We start from the raw sequence: 18,344 nt of genomic DNA on the forward strand, positions 1-18,344 counted from the left end.
TTGAAATTCATCATTTTCGCACCTTGCGAGAATGCGTTAGCAGAGGCGCGATCCGCACTGCGCAACCTGGACAACGTGGAATTTCGCGTAGGGACCATGCCCGAAGCAACCCAAAATTGCGACGCGTTGATACTTCCAGGAGTGTTTGCACACGACCGGTACGGTGGGCGCGCAGATACCGAACGGGCTCAGGTTCTCGTCAACAAATCTGGCGACGTCGCACCAGCCTTGATCGTGGCGACGCCGAGCTATGCTCCATATTTCAAAGGTAGCCATCCCGTACCGGAAGAATCTAAACTGAGCGATATACTCGCTAAGTGCATTTCCGCAGCCAAGAACTCGGCTGAGCATTCGATAAGCACGGTTGCAATACCGATCGAATCGATGGGATTCGAAGGGATAGACAAGCGGCTCGTCGCATCGGCGTTCCACCGCAGTCTTTCTTCCGCAGACTGAAACCTAACCTGCAACTTTGGGAATGCCGCAGTCTTAGATATCGATGCCGATATGAACCAGTGACGTAGAACCCTTCGATGCGAATACGCCATATGGCTCATACGGAATACCGACTCACCCCACCGGACGATTATCCATAGGAGAGACTCATGCTGACTTCAAGAGTCGTCAACGGGCGCAGAATATCCGTTACGTCCATCTCGAACGTCAGAGACGAGTGCGACGAACTGCAATTCCAGGAAGAGGGTGAGACGTCTCCGATTGTGGTTGTCAGCGAGCCAGATGACTCGCGCGGAGACCTGTATGTGAGCATTCACGGGCAAGCGAATGTCGAGTTGGTCCGCTTCGCGATTGCCACTGCAGGAGAGTACTTCTCGAAGTAGTTCGGCTACTGGCCTATCGGCCACCTCGCACTATTACGTGGGCCGTGCTGCGACTATGTAATCGCGCGGTAGAACCCCAGAAGCTCTCGAAGCGATGCGGTTCCGACTCGTCAGGTGGTTGGGTTGTCGAATCTCCCGTCGAGGGCGGTGGTGAAGGTGTCCCATTCGGTGGGGGTGAAGAGGAGGTTGGGCCGGTTCGGTTCTTGGAGTCGCGTACCCCGACGGTGTACTCGTCGAGGTAGGCGACCTCTACGCAGTCGCCGCCCCCCTGGCTGTAAGTGCTCTACTCCCGGGTGCATTTCGACGCCGAACGGGACCGCTCGAACGCAGACGTTCGGCAGAGACCCGATCTCCATCAGATGACGGAGTTGTCTGGCCATACTCGCCTGACCGCCAACTTGGTGCCGCAACGCCGCCTCGGACAGCAAAACCTCCACTGAGAAGCCGGGATCGTCGGTGAGACGCCGTTGCCTTCGCGCCGTCAGCTCCAGTCGCCGTTCCACATCGACTACTGCCATATCCGGATCGTTCACCGCCACCACCGCTCGGCGATACGCGGGTGTTTGAAGCAATCCGGGCAGCAGTGTAAGGGTGAAGGCTGTCAGCCGCGAGCATGCCTGCTCGAGGCTCATGAAGTGGTCGAAATGCGGATTCACCACATCCGCGTACGCACGCCACCACCCGCTGGACGTTTGCCCCTTCGCCGACCAAATTTCTTGAAGCCGCCCCAGCACTTCGTCTTTCGTCTCCGCGTCCGCCCCATAGAAGTCCAGGAGATCGCGGAACTGTGCCGTGCTGATGCGGACCACATGGCACTCCTCGAGGCGGCAGAGACCTTGGTATTACATTCGATGCGAACGGAAATTTCCAATACTTCGGAAGGTACTGACGTGACTGATTCTGCTCTCCCGTGGAGCTCCGCCGGCATTATTGCCGACCACCTCGCCCGAGTAGTTCGAAGATCATCGAACCATCCATTGACTGACATCTACTACAGCTGTCTCGCAGGAACGGACGTGCCCGATTCCCGCTGGGCCGGTCCAGTGCACGAAGTCGATATGTCGTTGCACTTGGTACTCAGCAGTGGTGATGCCATTTCCCTCACCTGGACCATGGACGGCTTGAACGAGGGTCTCGACCTCTCGATCACGAACGAGTTACCGCCGCAGTCGGAAGCCGAACAACTCATCGACGTGTCCCGATTCGATGCATGGAGCGCGCACCTGGGGGACACCATCGACTCCATACAGCCGGTGTGGCATACACCGAATATAGGCTGCCCGGATGCTGTCTGGTCATATCGTTTCGATTTTCACTCCAGCCCCTCTGTGACAGCTTCTCTAGGCCAAGAGATCGACGGGAAAGTGTCATACTTGCCCGACTCGATCGTTGTGATCTTCGATCCCAATTTATCTGCCAGTTACCATATCCCCGCTTCAAAGCAATCAGCGTCGGGGCTTTAAGCTGCACCTCTGTCCCAATATTTCCCTCAACAGCACAGGGCCTGAATGGAAATCGTCATTTTTGCGACCCATCAGCCCGAACTCGTGGAGATCGAGAAATCCATTTCTGAGTTCCACCCGAACTAAGGAACAGGTGTCGATGAATACGCAAGCTGAACTGCTGAACGCCGAAGGCGACTACTCCCTCGTATCCTGGACTGGAAGAAAGTTTCCAGGGCTACTCGTACATTCGACTGATCGACTTGAGGAATGTAACGATGACCGTGCCGTCTGACGCTGCTTGATGCGGAAGACGGCCAAATACTCTATCCAGCAACCACTCTCGATGGCATCGAACAATGGCTCGACGAATGAGACACCCCAGCTCAGGGCCGTGGATGCACTCCGTCGCGCACCTCCGCGGTGGTGCGGGTGATCATGTCGCGCACCTGTGCCGCCATCCGCCTGGAATCGGTCGGCTTGATGCGCAGGATGCGGTCGCCGAATATCGCGTACCGGCCGTCGTCCAGGAAATCTGTGATCTGAAAATCCTTGCGGCCCTGCGTATGCCGGTTATCGGGACTGCCCCACGGATAGGCCGCGATGTGGAAGTTCGCGGTGGTCGGGCGTTTCAGGAAGCGCGCGAGTTGTTCCTTCGGGCCGACGGCCCACGGGTCGCGGACATGGGTTGCGGAAGCTTCCAGGTCTTCGACCGGAATGTTCAGCGGCTTGCCTTGTCCCTCAGCACATTCGGGCAATTCCGCGATCACCGCGGCGGCGACCCGATCGGATTCGAGAAGGGAGAGGTGTACCGTTCCGCCGACCGTATCCTCCGGTCCCGGTTCCTGCACCGCGATCACGCCGTGGCGATCCCGCACGGCGGCGTGGACGCGGATCCGGTGTTCACGGCCGCGCCCGCGGAATCCCGCGATCTCGATCCGGACCTCGGGGTCGAACAGCACTCGGACCGCGCGGTCGAGATCCTCGTCCAATTGCGGCAGCAGGACCTGCGCAATACGCTGCCGCGTCCGGTTCACATCCTCCAGGGTCGGCTCGGCGGTGAACCGGTGTGCCAGCGGGTACGGCAGCACATCGCGCCCCGTCGCGTCCCACAGCACACGGAATTCGGCCGCATCGAACCGCCATTTTCTGCCACTCATCGCCCCGCACTCCTGCCCACGACCGCCGCTACTCCCCGATGACCGGAGGAACGGTCTTCGGAAGATCCGGGATACCGGTCAACTCGTCACCGTTCTCCTGGTTGATCAGATAGTCGGCGACGCTCTTGGTGCGCTCTTCTTCCTTGTCGCCCTTACCGCGTCCGGCGCCGCCCATGCCGGGCATACCGCTGGCGCCCGCCCGGGCCGCCGACGCCGCCGCGCGTCCACCGGCCCCTGCCAGAGCGCCGGGCTGAACTCCCCCGGGCACGCTGCTGCCGTGTCCGTTGGGCCCGTTGGTTCCACCGAGGCCACCGCCGAGACCACTGCCGCCCGGCAGGGACGAACCCGAGGAGCCGAGCGAACTCGGGTCGAGACCGGAAGGCGTTGTCGCCGACGAGGGATCGGTACGGGCCTGATCGCCGGCGTTCTGCGAACCGTCCGTTCGGCCGTTCCCGGACGGATTCGGTTGCGATGTTTGCGAATTCGACCCCTGGCCGTTCTGATTCTGGTCACCCGGCTTCGGCTGATTCGTGTCGTGCGTGCCGCCGGGGCCCGATGGGTCGGGACCGTTGCCGCCCGGGCGCCACGAGGACGGCGGCGGCTGGTCGCCCGGCCCGGCCGGATCCTGCGTGTTCGGTTTCGGAATGACCGGGACGCCGGTATCGCTTTCGTGGACGACCGGAGCGTAGACCGTGGTCAACACGCGTTTGGCCTCGGTATACGCATTGTTGTACGCCGTGACATCGTCTCGCCAGCCCTTGCCCACAACAAGATTCACCGCGTTGCTGACTCCGGACCGGTGGTCCGGCACGTACGGCACCAGCGATTTCGTCGGTGCCAGGCCCGTCGCCAGCTCCGCCAGCTTGTTACTGGTCAGCGCAGCGGCTTTGGCGACCTTGGACGCCTGCGAGGTGTAGTCCGTCACCGCCTTCGCCGCGGCATTGCGCGACTGGCCGCGCCAGACGCCCTCGTTGGTGGCCTTGCTCATTGCCTGCTGGAACGTCGTCAACGAACTGGTTTCCTGGGTGCCGATCTTGTTCCAGGCATCCTTGAGATTGTTGACCGCCTCCAGGTCGATCTTGTCGACCTTCTCGCGCAGGGTGGCGAGGTCGTGCCGTTCGAAGTTGTCGGTGGTCTGCACCGACGGCGTCCGGAAATCGCCCTCGAAACCTATTGCGCGCGCGTCGTTTCGAACGCCGTCGCGCGTGGTGTTGAACTTGCCCTGCAATTCGTACGGATTCTGGATATGCGAGGGATCGCGCCCCTGCGTCCAGTTCGTGAGAACCTCACCGACGAACGAGCCGAACCCCTCCGGCAGAAAACTCATGACGACTACCTGCCCGCCGGGTCGGTGGCTGCGATCTGTCCGGCGGCGGCGACGTCCTGGCCGGTGAGGTGCTTGATGGACTGCGCCATCACCTCGCGCATGTTCTTGACGGTTTCCATGTGGTCCTTGATGACCTGGTCGATCGAATTCGGTTCTCCGGTGGCTTGTTTCAGGTAGCCGCCTTCGAGGGCGTGGCCCATGTCGAAGTCGCCGAAGCCGGAGACCCGCTGAGTCAGTTGCGCAACGTTGAACAGGCTTTGAAGCTCTGCAAGCCGTGTGTCGCACGCCGCGAGGCACTCACGAGCAACGGCTTCGTTGTCCAGACACAGTTCGCCCCCGCGCGCTTGCTCGGCAAACTTCTTCCAAGTCTCTACTTCACCGGCCATGTCTGTCCTCCCCTTCTGGCTCGACACTTACTCCGGCAGCAGTGGGACGAGCACTTCGCCGACGTTGTGCAGGGTGGCGCACGGATCGCCGGGATTGTCGACGATGAGACTGTTGGTGATCACAATCTCGACGATTCCCTGGTGAGCAGCGAAAACAGCGTCGCAGGTGTCGTTCTTGGACGCACCCTCGACCCGGTATTGCTGTCCCTTGCGTCCAGCGAGTACCACATCTTGAAAGTCGACGTTGCCCTCTTTGTTCTGTATCTCCTGCAAGGAGCGCTTACCCGAGAGCACGTTGACGGTGTACCGCTTCCCCTTCCAGTTACAGATCTCCCACCCGCTCTGATGCACCCCCGCGATCCCGCTCTCTTTGGATGCCGGATCCACCCCCGCCTTCTGCAACGCATCATCCGGAATCTGCGTACAAGGATCCCACAACTTCGCCGCCGCGGCGCTGGTCGTGGAACCGTTACCCCCGTCACCCCCGTTGTTGCACGCGGCCAGAACCGGCACGACTGCCGCCAGCAGGACTATCGCGAGTCGGCGAGCAGCCACCGTCCGCCCCCTTCGGTTGATCATGCTTCCACCTGGTCAGCCGACTTTATCAAACCGGTTCAACCGGACGGGGTGGTCGAGACGCCCCCCTAGGGTGCCTGGCGTCGCGCCGGAAAACCTCTATTGTGAACATCAGTGTTCGTAAATAAGGGGAGACCACGATGAAAGATCTGACCGGCCGGAAGTGCCTGATCACCGGCGCGGCCAGCGGGATCGGCCGGGCGACCGCGGCCGCTGCCGCCGGGGCCGGGATGCGGCTGGTGCTGACCGATATCGACGCCGAGGGCCTGGCCCAGACGGCGGAGCGGATCAGCGCCGGCGGCGGCGAGGTGCTGGAGACGCAGGTGCTCGATGTCTCCGATTACGAGGCGGTGACCGCGTGGGCGAAGCGGGTGCACGAGGAGTACGGCAGCCTCGACGTGGTCATGAACATCGCCGGCATCGCCACCTGGGGCACCGTCGAGAACCTCGAGCACCGGCACTGGAAGTCGATGGTCGATGTGAATCTGATGGGCCCGATCCACATCATCGAGAACTTCGTGCCGCCGATGGTGGCGGCCGGGCGCGGCGGACATCTGGTCAACGTCTCCTCGGCCGCGGGGCTGCTCGCCCTGCCGTGGCATGCGGCCTACAGTGCCGCGAAGTTCGGGCTGCGGGGAGTGTCGGAGGTGCTGCGATTCGACTTGGAGCGCCACGACATCGGCGTGAGCCTGGTGGTGCCGGGGGCGGTACGCACGCCGCTGGTCGGCACCGTGCAGATCGTCGGTGTGGATCGCGACGATCCGCGGGTGCGGCGGATGGTGAAACTGTTCGAGGGGCACGCGGTTTCACCGGAGAAGGTCGCCGACCGGATCATGGCCGGCATCCGGCACAACCGCTTCCTGGTGCACACCTCGCCCGACATCCGCGTCGGCTACTGGTTCGCCCGCAAGTTCGCGTGGCCGTACGAGCTGGTGGCGCGATTTGCCAACCGCGAGTTCAGCAAACTGCTGCCGGCGCCGGCGCGCGGCATTCAGTAGTGCGTCACGCAGACCACGAAACGCCTTTCGTTGTAGACGAATCCGCGATCACCGGCGGAGCAGCTGTTGACGTCGGTGGTGCCGTTCTTGATCTCCACCACGCGTACCCGGCCCGGCACGGCGGTGGCACAGTCGACGGGAGCGGGGCTGCCGTCGGCGATATTCATGCACGCGCCGGTGACCCAGTTGAAGTCGAGGCAGAGGGTGTCGGTGGCGCCGCCGGGCAGCGTCTCGGCCACCGAGCGGTCGGCGTCGGCCGGGCAGTGGGCGCCCGCGACCGCCTTCGCGGTGACCTTGTAGCGCGAATCCGTACTCGCGCAAGCGGTTTTCTGCACCGGAGCGCCCGCGTCGGGCTTGGCGACGACCGCGGCCACACAATCGCCGACGGCCACGGTCTCGCCCTCGTGTTTCTGATCGGCACCCTTGTTCAGCACCAAGGGCTCATCCGACACCGAGGAGGTGACGCCGGTGGCGGTCGGCTGGGCGGGCGTCTCGGCGGCCACGGGCGCGACCGTCGTCGTGGACGACACCGCTGCCGCGGCTCGGGTTTCGTCCGAATCGTGCCGTCCGGCGGTGAACGACAGCGCGGCGGCGATCAGACATGCCGCCGACAACGCGGCGGCAATCACGAAGCCCGTCAGGGTGACACCGGCTTGAACACGTCGGCGCGACACGTACTCGTCCTCCAGAGCGGTAACACTTCGAACCACCCCGAACGATGATCGAAGAACACTTGCGAATTTGCAGACCTCGCAAATGCATACACCATCCGAACGTTCGCGTCGAGGCGGCGGCGGGGCCCGACGCATCGAAAATAAAAAGGTTTCTTTTTCACTAAATTCCTTGATCACAATCGCGCAACAATGCCGCCGTTCGGGTTCCGGAATTACCAAGTCTGGCAATTAGCGTTCGACGCGTTATTGTCAGCTTCCGTCCGGACCGTTCGGCCGGAAGTCTCGTGAGAAGGAATCCTGAATGAAGTTCGGCACGTTCGCCGCAACCTCGATCCTGGCGGTGGCCACGGTCGGGATCACCGCGGGAACCGTGAACGCCAGTCCCCCGGCCGCACCACCGGCCGCCGCCAAAGAGATCACCACCTCCGGAACCGACCGCGGAGTCACGTATCACGCTGTACTCAGCGACTTCTCGCGGGTTCTGACCACCGTCGTCGAGCACGGGCGGTTCGAGGTCAACAGGGACGCGACGGCTGTCGCCCTGAAGTCCGACAACGGCACCGACCTCGTCACGGTGCCGCTGACGTACCGGATGGCCGGCAGCACAGTCCATGTCGCGCAACACATCAGCGACGACGGGCACAAGGTCGTGCTCGAGCCCAAGGCCACCGCCACCGAGATCGGCGAGATGCAGCCGATCAATTCGATGGCGCGGCTCACCAACGAAATCAATCAGAACGTCGTCGGCCTGGTGGCCGGTGGCGTGATCGGCGGCCTGATCGGCGCCGTCCTCGGAATGGGCTTCTTCAGCATCATCACCGGGCCGATCGGCATGGTGGTCGGCGCCATCGCGGGCGGATACGCGATGGGCGGTCAGCCGTTCCTGGACGCCGTCAACGCGGTCGTCAGCGGACAGCCCTGATCCCTCGCCGGTGTCGCGGGGCGGACCGCGCCGCGCCGCGACACCGGTTTTCCGGACATCACGGGCATTCTGCTTGCACCCCCGGCGAATTCGTGGCTCAATCCGAAGGATGGCCGGGGAACCGTATAGATGGGTCGCCACAGGCGAGACCGATATGGTCGAACTGCGCGATCCGGTTTCCGGGCGCGCGGTCGAGATCGTGCGGCCCTCGGACGAGGACCTGCCCGCTCCGCTGCTGCGCGAGGTCGAGACGCTGGTCTTCGACTGGGCCAATCTGCTCACCCAGTACGAGGCGTGGTCGGATCTGCACACGCTCTACCGCCGCGAGCCGGATACCGTTCTCTGGGCCCTGAGTTGGCTGCTGGCGCTCTGGGCGGTCGTCGGTGAGACCCGGACCGGCAAACCGGCCGATGCGATCATCCGCGACCTCGATTACCGCGGGGGCTGGCGGGATCTGCGCAGCCCGGAGGACGAGCGGATCTGGACCGGATTGACGCAACGGGTGCGTCTGGGCGGCATCGCCGCGCTCACCGAGGACCCGCGAGCGGTGCGCGCCTATCACGACGCATGCGCCGAACCGGCCGATATCGGTCCGATCCTGCTGCGGCACACGCTGATTCATCTGGACGCGCTGAGCCAGGACATGGACCGCGCGGGAATGCGAGCGCGCGGCCTCGCCTCCTCGGTGCTCGATCACACGGCTCCCGATCCCGGACCACGGCGGCGGCTGTGTTTCCGGCCCTCGCGGCCGGGACCGGACGGGTTACGCGACCTCGGCTGAGGCCGGATCGGCGCCGGGATGCAGCCGGCGGAAACGGCTGCCGTGGAAGACCAGCGGTTCGTGCTGCGAGCGCGTCGCCAGGCGCGTGATCCGCACCAGGACGACCTGATGGTCGCCGGCCGACACCTGAGTGTGCACCGTGCCCTCCAGCCAGGCCGCCGCGCCGCCGACGAAGATGGACCCGCCTTCTCCCCGATGCAACTCGACATCGCCGAACCGGTCTCCGTTGCGGCTGCTCATCCGCTGCGCCGCCTCGTCCTGGTGGGCGCTGAGCAGGCTCAGACCCAAGCGCTGGGCGCCGACCAGCTTGGGCCAGGTGGTCGAACTGTTCTGCACGCAGAACGACACCAGCGGCGGATCCAGGGATACGGGTACGAAGGTGCTCACCACCAGACCGGCCGGCACGTCGTCGAATTCCGCGCAGACCGCGACCACACCGCTCGGAAAATGCGCGAAGGCGCGACGCAAACCGGCGCTGTCGGAGGGTATTTCGATCAGATCAGACATGGTTACCCACTTCTCGACTCGGCGGTCGTCGAATCAGATGACGCCGTGCAACGGGGGCGCGGTGCCGTTGAGCACCGCGCGCCCGATGTGCTGGTACTTCCACCGCACCGGATCGTGCAACGTATGCGTGCGGGCATTGCGCCAGAACCGGTCCAGGTCGAGATCGGCTGCCGCACTGCGAGTTCCGCTCACCTCGAACAGGGCTGCGGACACGTCGTTCGCGGCCCGGTCGGAGGTGATCTTGGCGGTGGCTACCGCGATCGACGCCTCGGCCGCGAGCGCGCCGGCCGTCTCGGTGTCGAGGTCACCGCTGTTCGTCTGTGCGACAACGTGATCCACCGTCCGCCCGGCCACCTCGAAGGTCGCCTCGGCGGCGGCGACGGTGACCGCCAATTCGCCGATGCGCTGGATCACCAGTGGATCCTCACTCGCGCTGTCGACCCCGGCCTCGAACCACGGGCGGCTCTTGGTGCGCACGAACTCCGCGGCCGCGTCCAGCGCCCCGCGGGCGATGCCCACATCGATCGCGACGTGCAGCAATTGCGCGAAGGCCCCGTAACCGGTGGGGGCGCGCACCGCCGCGGCCCGCGGGATCAGCTGGTCGGCCGTGACCCGCACCGCATCGAACGTCACCGTCCCGCTGCCCGTGGTGCGCTGACCGATTCCGTTCCAGTCGTCGACGATCGTCACGCCCGCGGTGTCGGCGGGCAGGAAGGCGATGTACTCGCCGGGATCCAGACCGCTGCGCCCGCCGGGATCGTCCAGCCGGGTCAGCACGGCCAGCAGATCCGCGAAAAGCGAACCCGTACAGTAGAACTTGGTGCCGTCGATCCGGAACCCCCCGTCCGAAGGACTTCGGAACCCCCCGTCCGAAGGACTCCGGAATTCACCATCCGAAGGACGCAGTGTGGTGCCGATGTCGGCGATCGTCGCGCTGCTGCGTTCGGATTGCGCGTTCGCGATCCGCGCGCCGGCGAGCACGCGTCCGAAATAGCGTTCCCGCTGCGCCCGAGTTCCGGCCAGCCGCAACAGGTTCAGATAGACGAAATGACTGTGCGGAATCTGCGCGATATTCGGGTCCGCCGCCGCCAGCAGCCGGAACACCTCCGCCACCTGCGCGGGCGCCAGATCCGCACCACCGAATTCGGCCGGCACGGTGACGGCCAGCAGCCCACTGGCCGAGAGCTGGTCCAATTCCCGATACGGCAATTCGCGGTCGCGGTCGCGCCGGGCCGCGTCGACCGCGAACTGCGCCGCCAAGCGTGCCGCGGTCTCGTGCGCCTGGGCGGCGGAGGTGATCCGCGCAGCGGCGACGGCAGTCATCGACTCGCCGCCAATTCGGGTTCGCGCTGGGCCTCCAATTCCCGGACCAGCGGCAGCACCTTGGCGCCGAAGTACTCGATCTCCTCCTGGAAGTGCAGGAAGCCGGCGAGGATGAGGTCGACCCCGAGGTCGCGGTAGGCGACGATTCGCTCGGCGATCTGCTCGGGAGTGCCGATCAGCTGGGTGCGGAAGCCGTCGTTGTACTGGACCAGGTCCTCGTAGGTGGAATCGGCCCACATACCCTTGCCGTCCCGCGTGGAAGCGCCCGCCTGCTGCACCGCGTCGCGGAAACCCTCCACGGCGGGCCGGTTGGCCTTCTCGATGATCTCGCGCAGGGTGTCGCGGGCCTCGGCCTCGGTGTCGCGAGCGATGATGAATCCGTTCAGGCCGAACTTGACCTCACGGTTGTGCTCGCGCGCGACCGCCCGGACGTCCTCGATCTGTTCGGTGACGCCGTCGAAATCCTTGCCGTTGGAGAAGTACCAGTCGGCGTAGCGGCCACCGTTGCGCCGCGCGGCGGTCGAGTTCCCGCCCTGGAAGAGTTCGGGATTCGGCCGCTCCGGAGTGTTGAGCGGCTTGGGCTTGAGGGTGAGGTCGCGAATCCGGTAGAAGTCGCCGGCGTAGTTCACCTCGTCCTCGGTCCACAGCTTGCGGATGACCTCGAGGAATTCGGCGCTGCGCCGGTACCGCTCATCGTGCTCGAGCCACGGCTCCCCGAGCGCGGTGAACTCCCCGCCGAACCAACCGGATACGACATTGATCGCGAAGCGTCCGCCGGACAGATGGTCGGCGGTGACCCCGAATTTCGCCAGGACCGCCGGATGCCACAGCCCCGGGTGCACGGCCGCGATCACCTTCAGCCGCTCGGTGGCGCCCAGTAGCGCCAGACTGAACGACGTCGACTCGTGCTGGTATTCCGCACCGTAGGAGGCGGTGTAGCGCACCTGCGAGAGGGCGTAGTCGAAGCCGTTGTTCTCGGCCGTGCGCGCCAGCTTCTTGTTGTATTCGAAATCCCAGCCGGTGCGCTGATCGATCGTGCTGGTCACCAGCCCGCCGCTGACATTGGGCACCCAGTAGGCGAACCGGGTCTGCTCGGCGATCTTCTCCGTGGTCATCGACACTCCTGTGATTGGGACATCCGCGCCCGGTCGCGCCGACGGCCGGGCTGTTCGGTGCGCGAATCATGTTGACTGCGACCGTGGTCGGTGCGCCGAATGCGGCAACCGTGCACCCGGCGCACCTCCACTTCAACACCGCCGACCCGCGGGGACGAGGGTTTGAATCCTCAGGATCGGATCAGCGGCGCTGCTCCGATCGACGGCCCGCCGTTAGGCCGACGCGACCGCCGAGCCGTAGCGCGAGCGTTCGAACCGGCCCGCGGGCTGGAATCGCGCCACCAGCTCGTCGGCGCCCTCACCCGTGATCTGCTCGAGCAGGGCGTCGGCGTCGGCGAGCGAGTTGATCTGCAGCAGCGGCTGCGGTTTGTGCAGCGTGCTCACCAGCACCGAGGCGACGCGCTGGTCGACGGCCGCGGCGGCGAAGAACCGGTTGCCGATCTCGGCCAGTTCCGGGTCGCCGAGGAACAGGCGGGTCACCTTGGCGGCGGCATCGGAGCGGGCCAGCAGGAACGCGGTGTACTGTTCCTCGATCCACTCGGCGTCGAAGGGGCCCTCGTGCGCGGAGGCGGCCGCGACGAGCCGCTGCGCCTGAATGAGGCCGCTCTGCGCGCCCTGCCCGGCGATCGGGTCGTAGGCGACCGCGGTGTCACCGAGCGCCGCCACGACGTGCCCGCCCGCCGTGCGGCCGACACCGTGACGAACGACCGGCCGAACCGCACCCTTGAGCCAGGAGTGCGGATCTTCGGCAATCACCTTGGTAGCCAGCACTTCCGGCAGATCCCAGTCGATGTAATCCCGGTAGAGCTCGGTCACGATGCGATGCGCCGACTCGGCGGAATCGGCGGCGGCGAACCGGCTCTCCCATTCGCTGCCCGGCCGCGCCCAGCCCAGGAACGCCCAGCTCGGCCCGGCGTCCTTGTGCAGATACGGACCCCACCACGCCTCGCCCTGCTCGGCGAAGATGGAGAATCCGCTGTGCTGTCCGCCGGACGTGCTGCGGTGCGCGAAAACCTCGGGGTCGTAACCCAATCCGGTCACGGTGACGGTGAGCAGGCTGCGCTGCGGCGCATCGTAGACGGTGCGTTCGGTGTCGATCGGGAACAGTTCCGCCAAACCGGCCTTACCGGTCGCGACCAGCACCAGGTCGTGCGCGGCGGCGATGGTGTCGAGGCTCTCGGGGGTCACCTTCTCGACCACGAAGCGCCCACCGGCCTCGACGAACGCGGTCAGCCGCTCGTCGACCTTGAGCCGAGTGTCGACCGCGATGCCGACGAACCCGTCGAAATCGCCGTCGAATCCGATCAATTCGGGCCGTTCCGGCCCCGGTCCCGCGATCCGCACACTGAGTCCGGTGTGCTGCGGGGCCCGATTCACGTAGGTGTCGAGTCCGAGAGCGGTTTCGGCGGCCTGGGCCTCGCCGAAGATGAGCGCGGTTCCGGTGGCGGGGATGTCGTCACGCAGACCGCGTTGGTCGCGGTCGCTGTAGACCGTGACGTCGAACCCGGCTTGCTGCAGTCCGAGAGCGGCGGTGACACCGGCGATGCCGGCGCCGACGATGGCGGCGGTGCGTTTCGAATTCTGGTTCGTCATAACGAAATACTGCGCTTGCCAGCGGCTTTCGTTGACAGTTGCAATCACCGGGAATCGATGTATGCGCACCGCCGGTCCGTCAGGTCACGATGACGCCCGCCTGCGGTCGCACCTGCTCGTCCGGCAACACCGTCGAACCCGGTCCGCCGAGCCGGTAGCGCGCGCCGCGATGGTCGTCCGGCAGCCGGTCGCCCGCGCCGAACAGCGCGTTGCGCAGGGTACCCGGGACGTATTCCCGCGGGTAGGCGCCACGCTCGGTCAGCACCGGAATCACGTGTTGCACAATATCTTCGAATGTCCCCGGAGTGATCGCGTAGGCCAGGTTGTAGCCGTCGATATCGGTCTCGTCGACCCATTCCTGAAGCCGGTCCGCGACGGACGCACCCGATCCGACGAACACCGGTCCCATTCCGCCGATGCCGGCCCAGGCCGCGATATCCCGCACGGTCCATTCCCGCCCGTCGTCGTCGAATTCCTGGAACGCGGCGACGGCGGACAGGATCGCGTTGCTGTTCACCTCACCGATCGGGTCGTCGAGGTCGTATCGCGACAGGTCGATACCCATCCAGCCGGACATGAACACCAGGCCGCCCTCGACGCTGGCATACGAGCGGTATTCGTCGTATTTGCGGTGTGCCGCTTCGTCGGTGGCATCGGTGATGATGGTGGCGAGCGCGTAGATCCGGGCGGCGTAGCGGTCGCGACCGGCCGCCTCCAGCGCATCGCGAATGCGGGTGACGGTCTGCGCCAGAACTCGTTTCGACGGCGCGGCGACGAAGATCGCCTCGGCGTTCTCGGCGGCGAAGGCGACGCCGCGCGGCGAGGCACCCGCCTGGTAGATCACCGGGGTCCGCTGCGGCGAGGGCTCCGACAGGTGGATACCCGGCACCGTGAAGTGCTTTCCGGCGTGACCGATGTGATGCACCTTCGCCGGATCGACGTAGACGCCCTGCGCTCGGTCGCGCACGACCGCGTCGTCCTCCCACGACCCTTCCCAGAGCTTGTACAGCACCTCGAGGTACTCGTCGGCGTGGTTGTAGCGCTCGTCGTGGTCGAGATGTTCGGACTCACCCATATTGGCGGCGGCCGAGGGCAGATATCCGGTCACCACATTCCAGCCCAATCGGCCGTTGGTCAGATGATCCAGCGTCGACAGCCGCCGGGCGAACGGGAAGGGATGCTCGAACCCGGTGCCGGTGGTGATGCCGAAACCCAGATGTTCGGTCACCGCCGCCATCGCCGAGACCAGCAGCAGCGGATCGGCGACCGGCACCTGCGCGCCCTGGCGCAGCGCGGCGATGTCGTTACCGCCGTACACGTCGTAGATGCCCAGCACGTCGGCGATGAAGATGCCGTCGAAACGGCCGCGTTCCAGCAGTTTCGCCAATTCGGTCCAGTAGCTCAGCTCCTTGTAGCGATGCGACTGGTCCTCGGGGTGGCGCCACAGTCCCGGGGACTGGTGCGCCACACAATTCATATCGAAGGCGTTGAAACGGATGCGCCGGGTCATGACCGCACCTGGGCCTCGCGGCTGCCCGCGCTCCACGCGTACGGGAGTTCGGTTCCGTTGAGCAGGTGGTCGCCGATCGCCCGCGCCTTCTGCACGGCGGGATTGTGCACCGAGATGGTGCGGGCATTGCGCCAATGCCGGTCCAGTCGCAGGTCTTCGGAGGTGATCGAGGCGCCGCCGACCTCGAACAGCTGGGTGGTGGCGGACAGGACCGTGTCGATCACACCCAGTTGTGCCTGCGCCGAAGCCAATTCGACCGCGTCCAGCGCCGCCTCGTCCTGCGCGCCGGCGGCCAGCACGTCGTCCAGCAGGTCGGCCACGGCCAGCACACTGGCCCGCGCCGAGAACGCCGCGGCCGACAGCTTTCCGATCACCTGCTGAACCAGCGGGTCGTGGCGGGGCAGATCGGCGACCGAATGGGTGTAGCTGCGGGTGCGGTCGGCGACCCAGGCCCGAACGTCGGATTCCGCCCGCTGGGCGATACCGGCCAGCACCGCCAACTGCACCAACTGCAGGTACGAGGTGGCGTAGGTGCGGCCGGGCGCGCCGTACCCCGGGCCGAGCACTCGCTCTTCGGTGATCCGCACATCGTTGAATTCCGTTGTGCCGCTGGCGGTCAGCCGCTGGCCGAAACCGTCCCAGTCGTCGCTCTGCCGCACCCCGTCGGCGTTCGCGTCGACCAGCACCGATACCCGCTCACCGTCCCGATCGGCGGCGGCGAGGATGTAGTCCGCGTACAGCGAGCCGGTGCTGTAGTACTTGGTGCCATTGAGCAGCCAGTCGTCATCGGTGCCGCGGGTCAGCCGGGTGCGGTAGCGGTCGACCGCGCCGATGCCCGGTTCGGTGATGGCATTGCCCACCAGGGCGCCGGACCCGGCCGCGCGCAGCCAGTGCTCACGCGCGGGACCGGGCTCGGCCAGCAGCTGATCCTCGACGAAGGAGAAATGCACTCGAAGCGCTTGCGGCAGATTGGATTCCGCGGCGGCGAGGTCGATCAGCAGCCGGAACAGCTGCCGCACGCTGACGCCGAAGCCGCCGTATTCGGCCGGCACCCGGAGCGCCCCGAATCCGGCTTGCCGCAGCCAGTCGACCTCCTCGTAGGCCAGGCGGCGATCGATCTCGCGCGCCACCGCCCCGGTGGCGATACGGTCGAATACGGGTCCGAAGATGTCGTCGAGGTCGCGATCGGTGATCTGCTGCGGTGCTGTGGAGGCCATACCCGACGATGACCCGGCGGCGCGATTCGCTCACCCGTTACACGCAGCGGGAACATAACTATCCGGCACGCGCCGCGGCCGCCCTCAGGAGGGCCGCATGCGCAATTCGTCGTGCAGGATCCGCGCCGCTGTGGCCATCGCGGCCTCCGCGCCGGGTTGCACCACGGCGGGCACCCGCGACCGGGTCAGCACGACTACGGCCAGGGTTTGCCCGTCGGCGTGCTCGGCGACGCCCGCCTCGTGGCGCAGGTTCAGCAGCGTGCCCGTCTTCGACGACCAGCGGGTGGCGTCGGAGCTGAACTCGGGGGCGAGCCGTTGACGTAACAAGTTGTCCGACAAAAACTCTCGCACTCGCGCGGCCGCGTCGCGGTGGGCCCGCACCGGCCGCCACACTTCGGCGAGCAGATCGGCGAACGCCCGCGCACTGCCGGTATTGGCATGGCTGATGTCGAGTTGGGCGACCGGATGCCCGCGTCCGGCCGTGGCGGCCTCGATGGCCAGGGCATGGGCGAGGTGACCATCCGCCGGGGCGAACTGCTCGGCCGGGGTCCGCACCAGATCGTCGGCCAGATGCCGCACCGCGATGCCCTCGTGACCCAGGCGGCGCAATTCGGCGGTCACCGCGTCGGGCGGAGTCAGCTCGAACAGGGCGTCGGTGGCGCCGCCGTCGCTGATCGCGACGCTCAGATACATCAGATCCTCGACCGCGACCGTGGCCGGATGGCGAAATCTGCTCAACCCGGTCGGGCCGGCCACCGTGCTGCGGCCGGGCAGTACTCGGATCGGGGTCGCCGGGTCGATGTCGCCGCGCATCACCCGTTCCATCGTCGCCAGCACGAGCGGCACCTTCACCAGCGAGGCGATCGGCAATTCCAGTTCGGCGTCGAGGCCCAGCTCGTCGCCGGTGTCGAGATCGCGCACCAGGACGGAGCCGTCCAGACCGGCGTCGTGCAGTTCCGTGCGCGCGCGGCGCAGTGCGGTCGAGACACCCATGTCAGATTTCCTCGTCGCGTTCGTCCGGCACACCGAGACAGCGGCCGATCGGTTCGGCGCCCAATGCGCGAAGGCGTTCGGCGTCCTCGCGCGATCCCGCCGCGATGTCGTAGCCCCGGGCGAGCTCCAACCCCCCGATGGGCCGCCAGTGCAGGCCCAGTTCGGCGGCCTGGGCGGGTGAGCACAACAGCAGATCGCTGCCGTCGAGTACCTCGGCGACCGCGGTGACCAGCGACGGCGCGACCATCACCTGGGCCGGGCGCAAGCCGAGCGAATCGCGCAGCCGGGTGATCCGATCACGGATGTGGGGCACATCGTCCTCCGGCTGGATCCACACGGCGCGCCGACGTTGTTGTCCCGAAATGCGCAGTACGCGAAGGGTTTCCAGGAAGATCGGCGCGCTGTGCGGGCCCGTGGTGTCGGCCAGGCCCAGCGGTACGCGCCAGAGGCCGCGATCGGCGGGGACAGCCAGGATGGCGGCACGCACCTCGTGGGTGCGGGTGAGTTCCGCGCGCCGCGCCGGGTCGGCCGGCTCCGGATCGAGCCTCAGTTGCGCGCTGCGGCATTCGGCGATCAGCCCGGCCAGTGGCACCGGCCCGCAGATGGCGGGCAGCGCCAGTCGGAACGGGCGCTGGCGGGCCCGCTCGGCATGCTCCGCCAGGGCCTCGGCCGCCTCGACCAGCCTCCGCGCCGACGGCAACATATCGCGACCGAACGAGGTCAATGTGGCCGTGCGCGAGGTTCGTTCGAGCAATCGCGCGCCGAAGTGCCGTTCCAGCGCCGCGATCCGGCGACTGGCGACCGATTGCGGGATCTGCGCGGCGGCCGCACCCGCGGTGAAGCTACCGAGGCCGCTCACCGCGACGAACGCCTTACAGGCCGCGACCATATCCACGATCGCGCAGTCTATGCCGAAACGGCATGGATACCGCCACAGGTGTCTTGGACAGCATGCGCGAGGGCTGCCACTCTTGCTGCGAG

Annotated in this window: 18 protein-coding genes and 2 pseudogenes; 5 read left to right on the top strand and 15 right to left on the bottom strand. The window is 66.0% G+C overall.

The annotated features are described in order from the left end of the window. On the top strand, positions 1-456 hold the full coding sequence (locus NA3_RS37060) for a hypothetical protein (RefSeq protein ID WP_128145045.1): 456 nt from the start codon (positions 1-3) through the stop codon (positions 454-456). A gap of 396 nt (positions 457-852) precedes the next feature. On the opposite strand, the pseudogene NA3_RS39310 reads toward NA3_RS37060, so the two are convergent. Next, a pseudogene (locus tag NA3_RS39310) lies at positions 853-1,077 on the bottom strand (hypothetical protein); the annotation flags it as partial. Between the two features lie 100 nt (positions 1,078-1,177). Further along, positions 1,178-1,471: pseudogene (locus NA3_RS38735) on the bottom strand (Scr1 family TA system antitoxin-like transcriptional regulator); the annotation flags it as partial. A 258-nt stretch (positions 1,472-1,729) separates the two neighbouring features. Here NA3_RS38735 and NA3_RS21770 point away from each other — a divergent pair. Next, positions 1,730-2,302: a hypothetical protein gene (locus NA3_RS21770; protein ID WP_128145043.1), complete on the top strand. Its 573-nt coding sequence runs from the start codon at positions 1,730-1,732 to the stop codon at positions 2,300-2,302. 365 nt (positions 2,303-2,667) lie between these two features. On the opposite strand, the gene NA3_RS21775 is transcribed toward NA3_RS21770, so the two are convergent. The 4 genes from NA3_RS21775 to NA3_RS21790 are packed head-to-tail and all read right to left on the bottom strand — an operon-like array spanning position 2,668 to position 5,709. Further along, complete coding sequence (locus tag NA3_RS21775) at positions 2,668-3,441, bottom strand: ESX secretion-associated protein EspG (protein WP_062965490.1); 774 nt, start codon at positions 3,439-3,441, stop codon at positions 2,668-2,670. Positions 3,442-3,469: 28 nt separating this feature from the next. Further along, positions 3,470-4,768 (bottom strand): hypothetical protein, encoded by a 1,299-nt coding sequence (locus NA3_RS21780; RefSeq protein ID WP_062965491.1) that lies wholly within the window; start codon positions 4,766-4,768, stop codon positions 3,470-3,472. 5 nt (positions 4,769-4,773) lie between these two features. Then, positions 4,774-5,154, bottom strand: a complete 381-nt coding sequence (locus NA3_RS21785) for a hypothetical protein (RefSeq protein WP_128145042.1) — start codon at positions 5,152-5,154, stop codon at positions 4,774-4,776. A 27-nt stretch (positions 5,155-5,181) separates the two neighbouring features. Continuing rightward, on the bottom strand, positions 5,182-5,709 hold the full coding sequence (locus tag NA3_RS21790) for a DUF3558 domain-containing protein (protein ID WP_062965493.1): 528 nt from the start codon (positions 5,707-5,709) through the stop codon (positions 5,182-5,184). A gap of 161 nt (positions 5,710-5,870) precedes the next feature. Here NA3_RS21790 and NA3_RS21795 point away from each other — a divergent pair, with 161 nt between their 5' ends. Next, positions 5,871-6,728 carry an SDR family oxidoreductase gene (locus tag NA3_RS21795; RefSeq protein WP_062965494.1) on the top strand — a complete coding sequence of 286 codons (858 nt, stop codon included), beginning with the start codon at positions 5,871-5,873 and terminating at the stop codon, positions 6,726-6,728. Here NA3_RS21795 and NA3_RS21800 read toward each other — a convergent pair. Then, entirely contained in the window at positions 6,722-7,579 is an 858-nt protein-coding gene (locus NA3_RS21800; protein ID WP_157126588.1) for an LppU/SCO3897 family protein, read from the bottom strand. The two genes, NA3_RS21795 and NA3_RS21800, sit on opposite strands and share 7 nt — an antisense overlap. A gap of 124 nt (positions 7,580-7,703) precedes the next feature. Between NA3_RS21800 and NA3_RS21805 the strand changes: the two genes are divergently transcribed. Together NA3_RS21805 and NA3_RS21810 are read left to right on the top strand one after the other, a co-directional pair. Then, on the top strand, positions 7,704-8,324 hold the full coding sequence (locus tag NA3_RS21805; protein WP_062965496.1) for a DUF8020 domain-containing protein: 621 nt from the start codon (positions 7,704-7,706) through the stop codon (positions 8,322-8,324). A gap of 109 nt (positions 8,325-8,433) precedes the next feature. Beyond that, positions 8,434-9,105 carry a hypothetical protein gene (locus NA3_RS21810; protein ID WP_147287703.1) on the top strand — a complete coding sequence of 224 codons (672 nt, stop codon included), beginning with the start codon at positions 8,434-8,436 and terminating at the stop codon, positions 9,103-9,105. On the opposite strand, the gene NA3_RS21815 is transcribed toward NA3_RS21810, so the two are convergent. From NA3_RS21815 to NA3_RS21850, 8 genes are all read right to left on the bottom strand, one after another. Beyond that, complete coding sequence (locus tag NA3_RS21815) at positions 9,088-9,612, bottom strand: flavin reductase family protein (protein ID WP_062965498.1); 525 nt, start codon at positions 9,610-9,612, stop codon at positions 9,088-9,090. The genes NA3_RS21810 and NA3_RS21815 overlap by 18 nt on opposite strands. 33 nt (positions 9,613-9,645) lie before the next feature. Further along, entirely contained in the window at positions 9,646-10,935 is a 1,290-nt protein-coding gene (locus NA3_RS21820) for an SfnB family sulfur acquisition oxidoreductase (RefSeq protein ID WP_062965499.1), read from the bottom strand. After that, complete coding sequence (gene sfnG / locus NA3_RS21825; RefSeq protein WP_062965710.1) at positions 10,932-12,050, bottom strand: dimethylsulfone monooxygenase SfnG; 1,119 nt, start codon at positions 12,048-12,050, stop codon at positions 10,932-10,934. Before sfnG ends, NA3_RS21820 begins: the two co-directional genes overlap by 4 nt. 213 nt (positions 12,051-12,263) lie before the next feature. After that, a complete protein-coding gene (locus NA3_RS21830) occupies positions 12,264-13,643 on the bottom strand; it encodes a styrene monooxygenase/indole monooxygenase family protein (RefSeq protein WP_062965500.1) in 1,380 nt (459 codons plus the stop codon). 79 nt (positions 13,644-13,722) lie between these two features. Further along, positions 13,723-15,153, bottom strand: coding sequence for an LLM class flavin-dependent oxidoreductase (locus NA3_RS21835; RefSeq protein ID WP_062965711.1), 1,431 nt, complete (start codon positions 15,151-15,153; stop codon positions 13,723-13,725). Continuing rightward, positions 15,150-16,370, bottom strand: coding sequence for an acyl-CoA dehydrogenase family protein (locus NA3_RS21840; RefSeq protein WP_062965501.1), 1,221 nt, complete (start codon positions 16,368-16,370; stop codon positions 15,150-15,152). Before NA3_RS21840 ends, NA3_RS21835 begins: the two co-directional genes overlap by 4 nt. A gap of 84 nt (positions 16,371-16,454) precedes the next feature. Then, the gene (locus tag NA3_RS21845; RefSeq protein WP_062965502.1) at positions 16,455-17,363 is read right to left on the bottom strand and encodes a serine hydrolase; all 909 of its coding nucleotides are present in this window, start codon (positions 17,361-17,363) and stop codon (positions 16,455-16,457) included. Position 17,364: 1 nt separating this feature from the next. Next, complete coding sequence (locus NA3_RS21850; RefSeq protein WP_227995501.1) at positions 17,365-18,252, bottom strand: LysR family transcriptional regulator; 888 nt, start codon at positions 18,250-18,252, stop codon at positions 17,365-17,367. Positions 18,253-18,344: the final 92 nt, after the last annotated feature.

This window comes from Nocardia africana NBRC 100379, from assembly GCF_001612635.1.
GTDB lineage: Bacteria > Actinomycetota > Actinomycetes > Mycobacteriales > Mycobacteriaceae > Nocardia > Nocardia africana.

Coding starts and splice junctions, on each gene's coding strand:
- NA3_RS21775 (WP_062965490.1), bottom strand. CDS start 3,441: ATGAGTGGCAGAAAATGGCGGTTCGATGCGGCCGAATTCCGTGTGCTG.
- NA3_RS21780 (WP_062965491.1), bottom strand. CDS start 4,768: ATGAGTTTTCTGCCGGAGGGGTTCGGCTCGTTCGTCGGTGAGGTTCTC.
- NA3_RS21785 (WP_128145042.1), bottom strand. CDS start 5,154: ATGGCCGGTGAAGTAGAGACTTGGAAGAAGTTTGCCGAGCAAGCGCGC.
- NA3_RS21795 (WP_062965494.1), top strand. CDS start 5,871: ATGAAAGATCTGACCGGCCGGAAGTGCCTGATCACCGGCGCGGCCAGC.
- NA3_RS21805 (WP_062965496.1), top strand. CDS start 7,704: ATGAAGTTCGGCACGTTCGCCGCAACCTCGATCCTGGCGGTGGCCACG.
- NA3_RS21810 (WP_147287703.1), top strand. CDS start 8,434: ATGGCCGGGGAACCGTATAGATGGGTCGCCACAGGCGAGACCGATATG.
- NA3_RS21815 (WP_062965498.1), bottom strand. CDS start 9,612: ATGTCTGATCTGATCGAAATACCCTCCGACAGCGCCGGTTTGCGTCGC.
- NA3_RS21820 (WP_062965499.1), bottom strand. CDS start 10,935: ATGACTGCCGTCGCCGCTGCGCGGATCACCTCCGCCGCCCAGGCGCAC.
- sfnG (WP_062965710.1), bottom strand. CDS start 12,050: ATGACCACGGAGAAGATCGCCGAGCAGACCCGGTTCGCCTACTGGGTG.
- NA3_RS21830 (WP_062965500.1), bottom strand. CDS start 13,643: ATGACGAACCAGAATTCGAAACGCACCGCCGCCATCGTCGGCGCCGGC.
- NA3_RS21835 (WP_062965711.1), bottom strand. CDS start 15,153: ATGACCCGGCGCATCCGTTTCAACGCCTTCGATATGAATTGTGTGGCG.
- NA3_RS21840 (WP_062965501.1), bottom strand. CDS start 16,370: ATGGCCTCCACAGCACCGCAGCAGATCACCGATCGCGACCTCGACGAC.
- NA3_RS21845 (WP_062965502.1), bottom strand. CDS start 17,363: ATGGGTGTCTCGACCGCACTGCGCCGCGCGCGCACGGAACTGCACGAC.
- NA3_RS21850 (WP_227995501.1), bottom strand. CDS start 18,252: ATGGTCGCGGCCTGTAAGGCGTTCGTCGCGGTGAGCGGCCTCGGTAGC.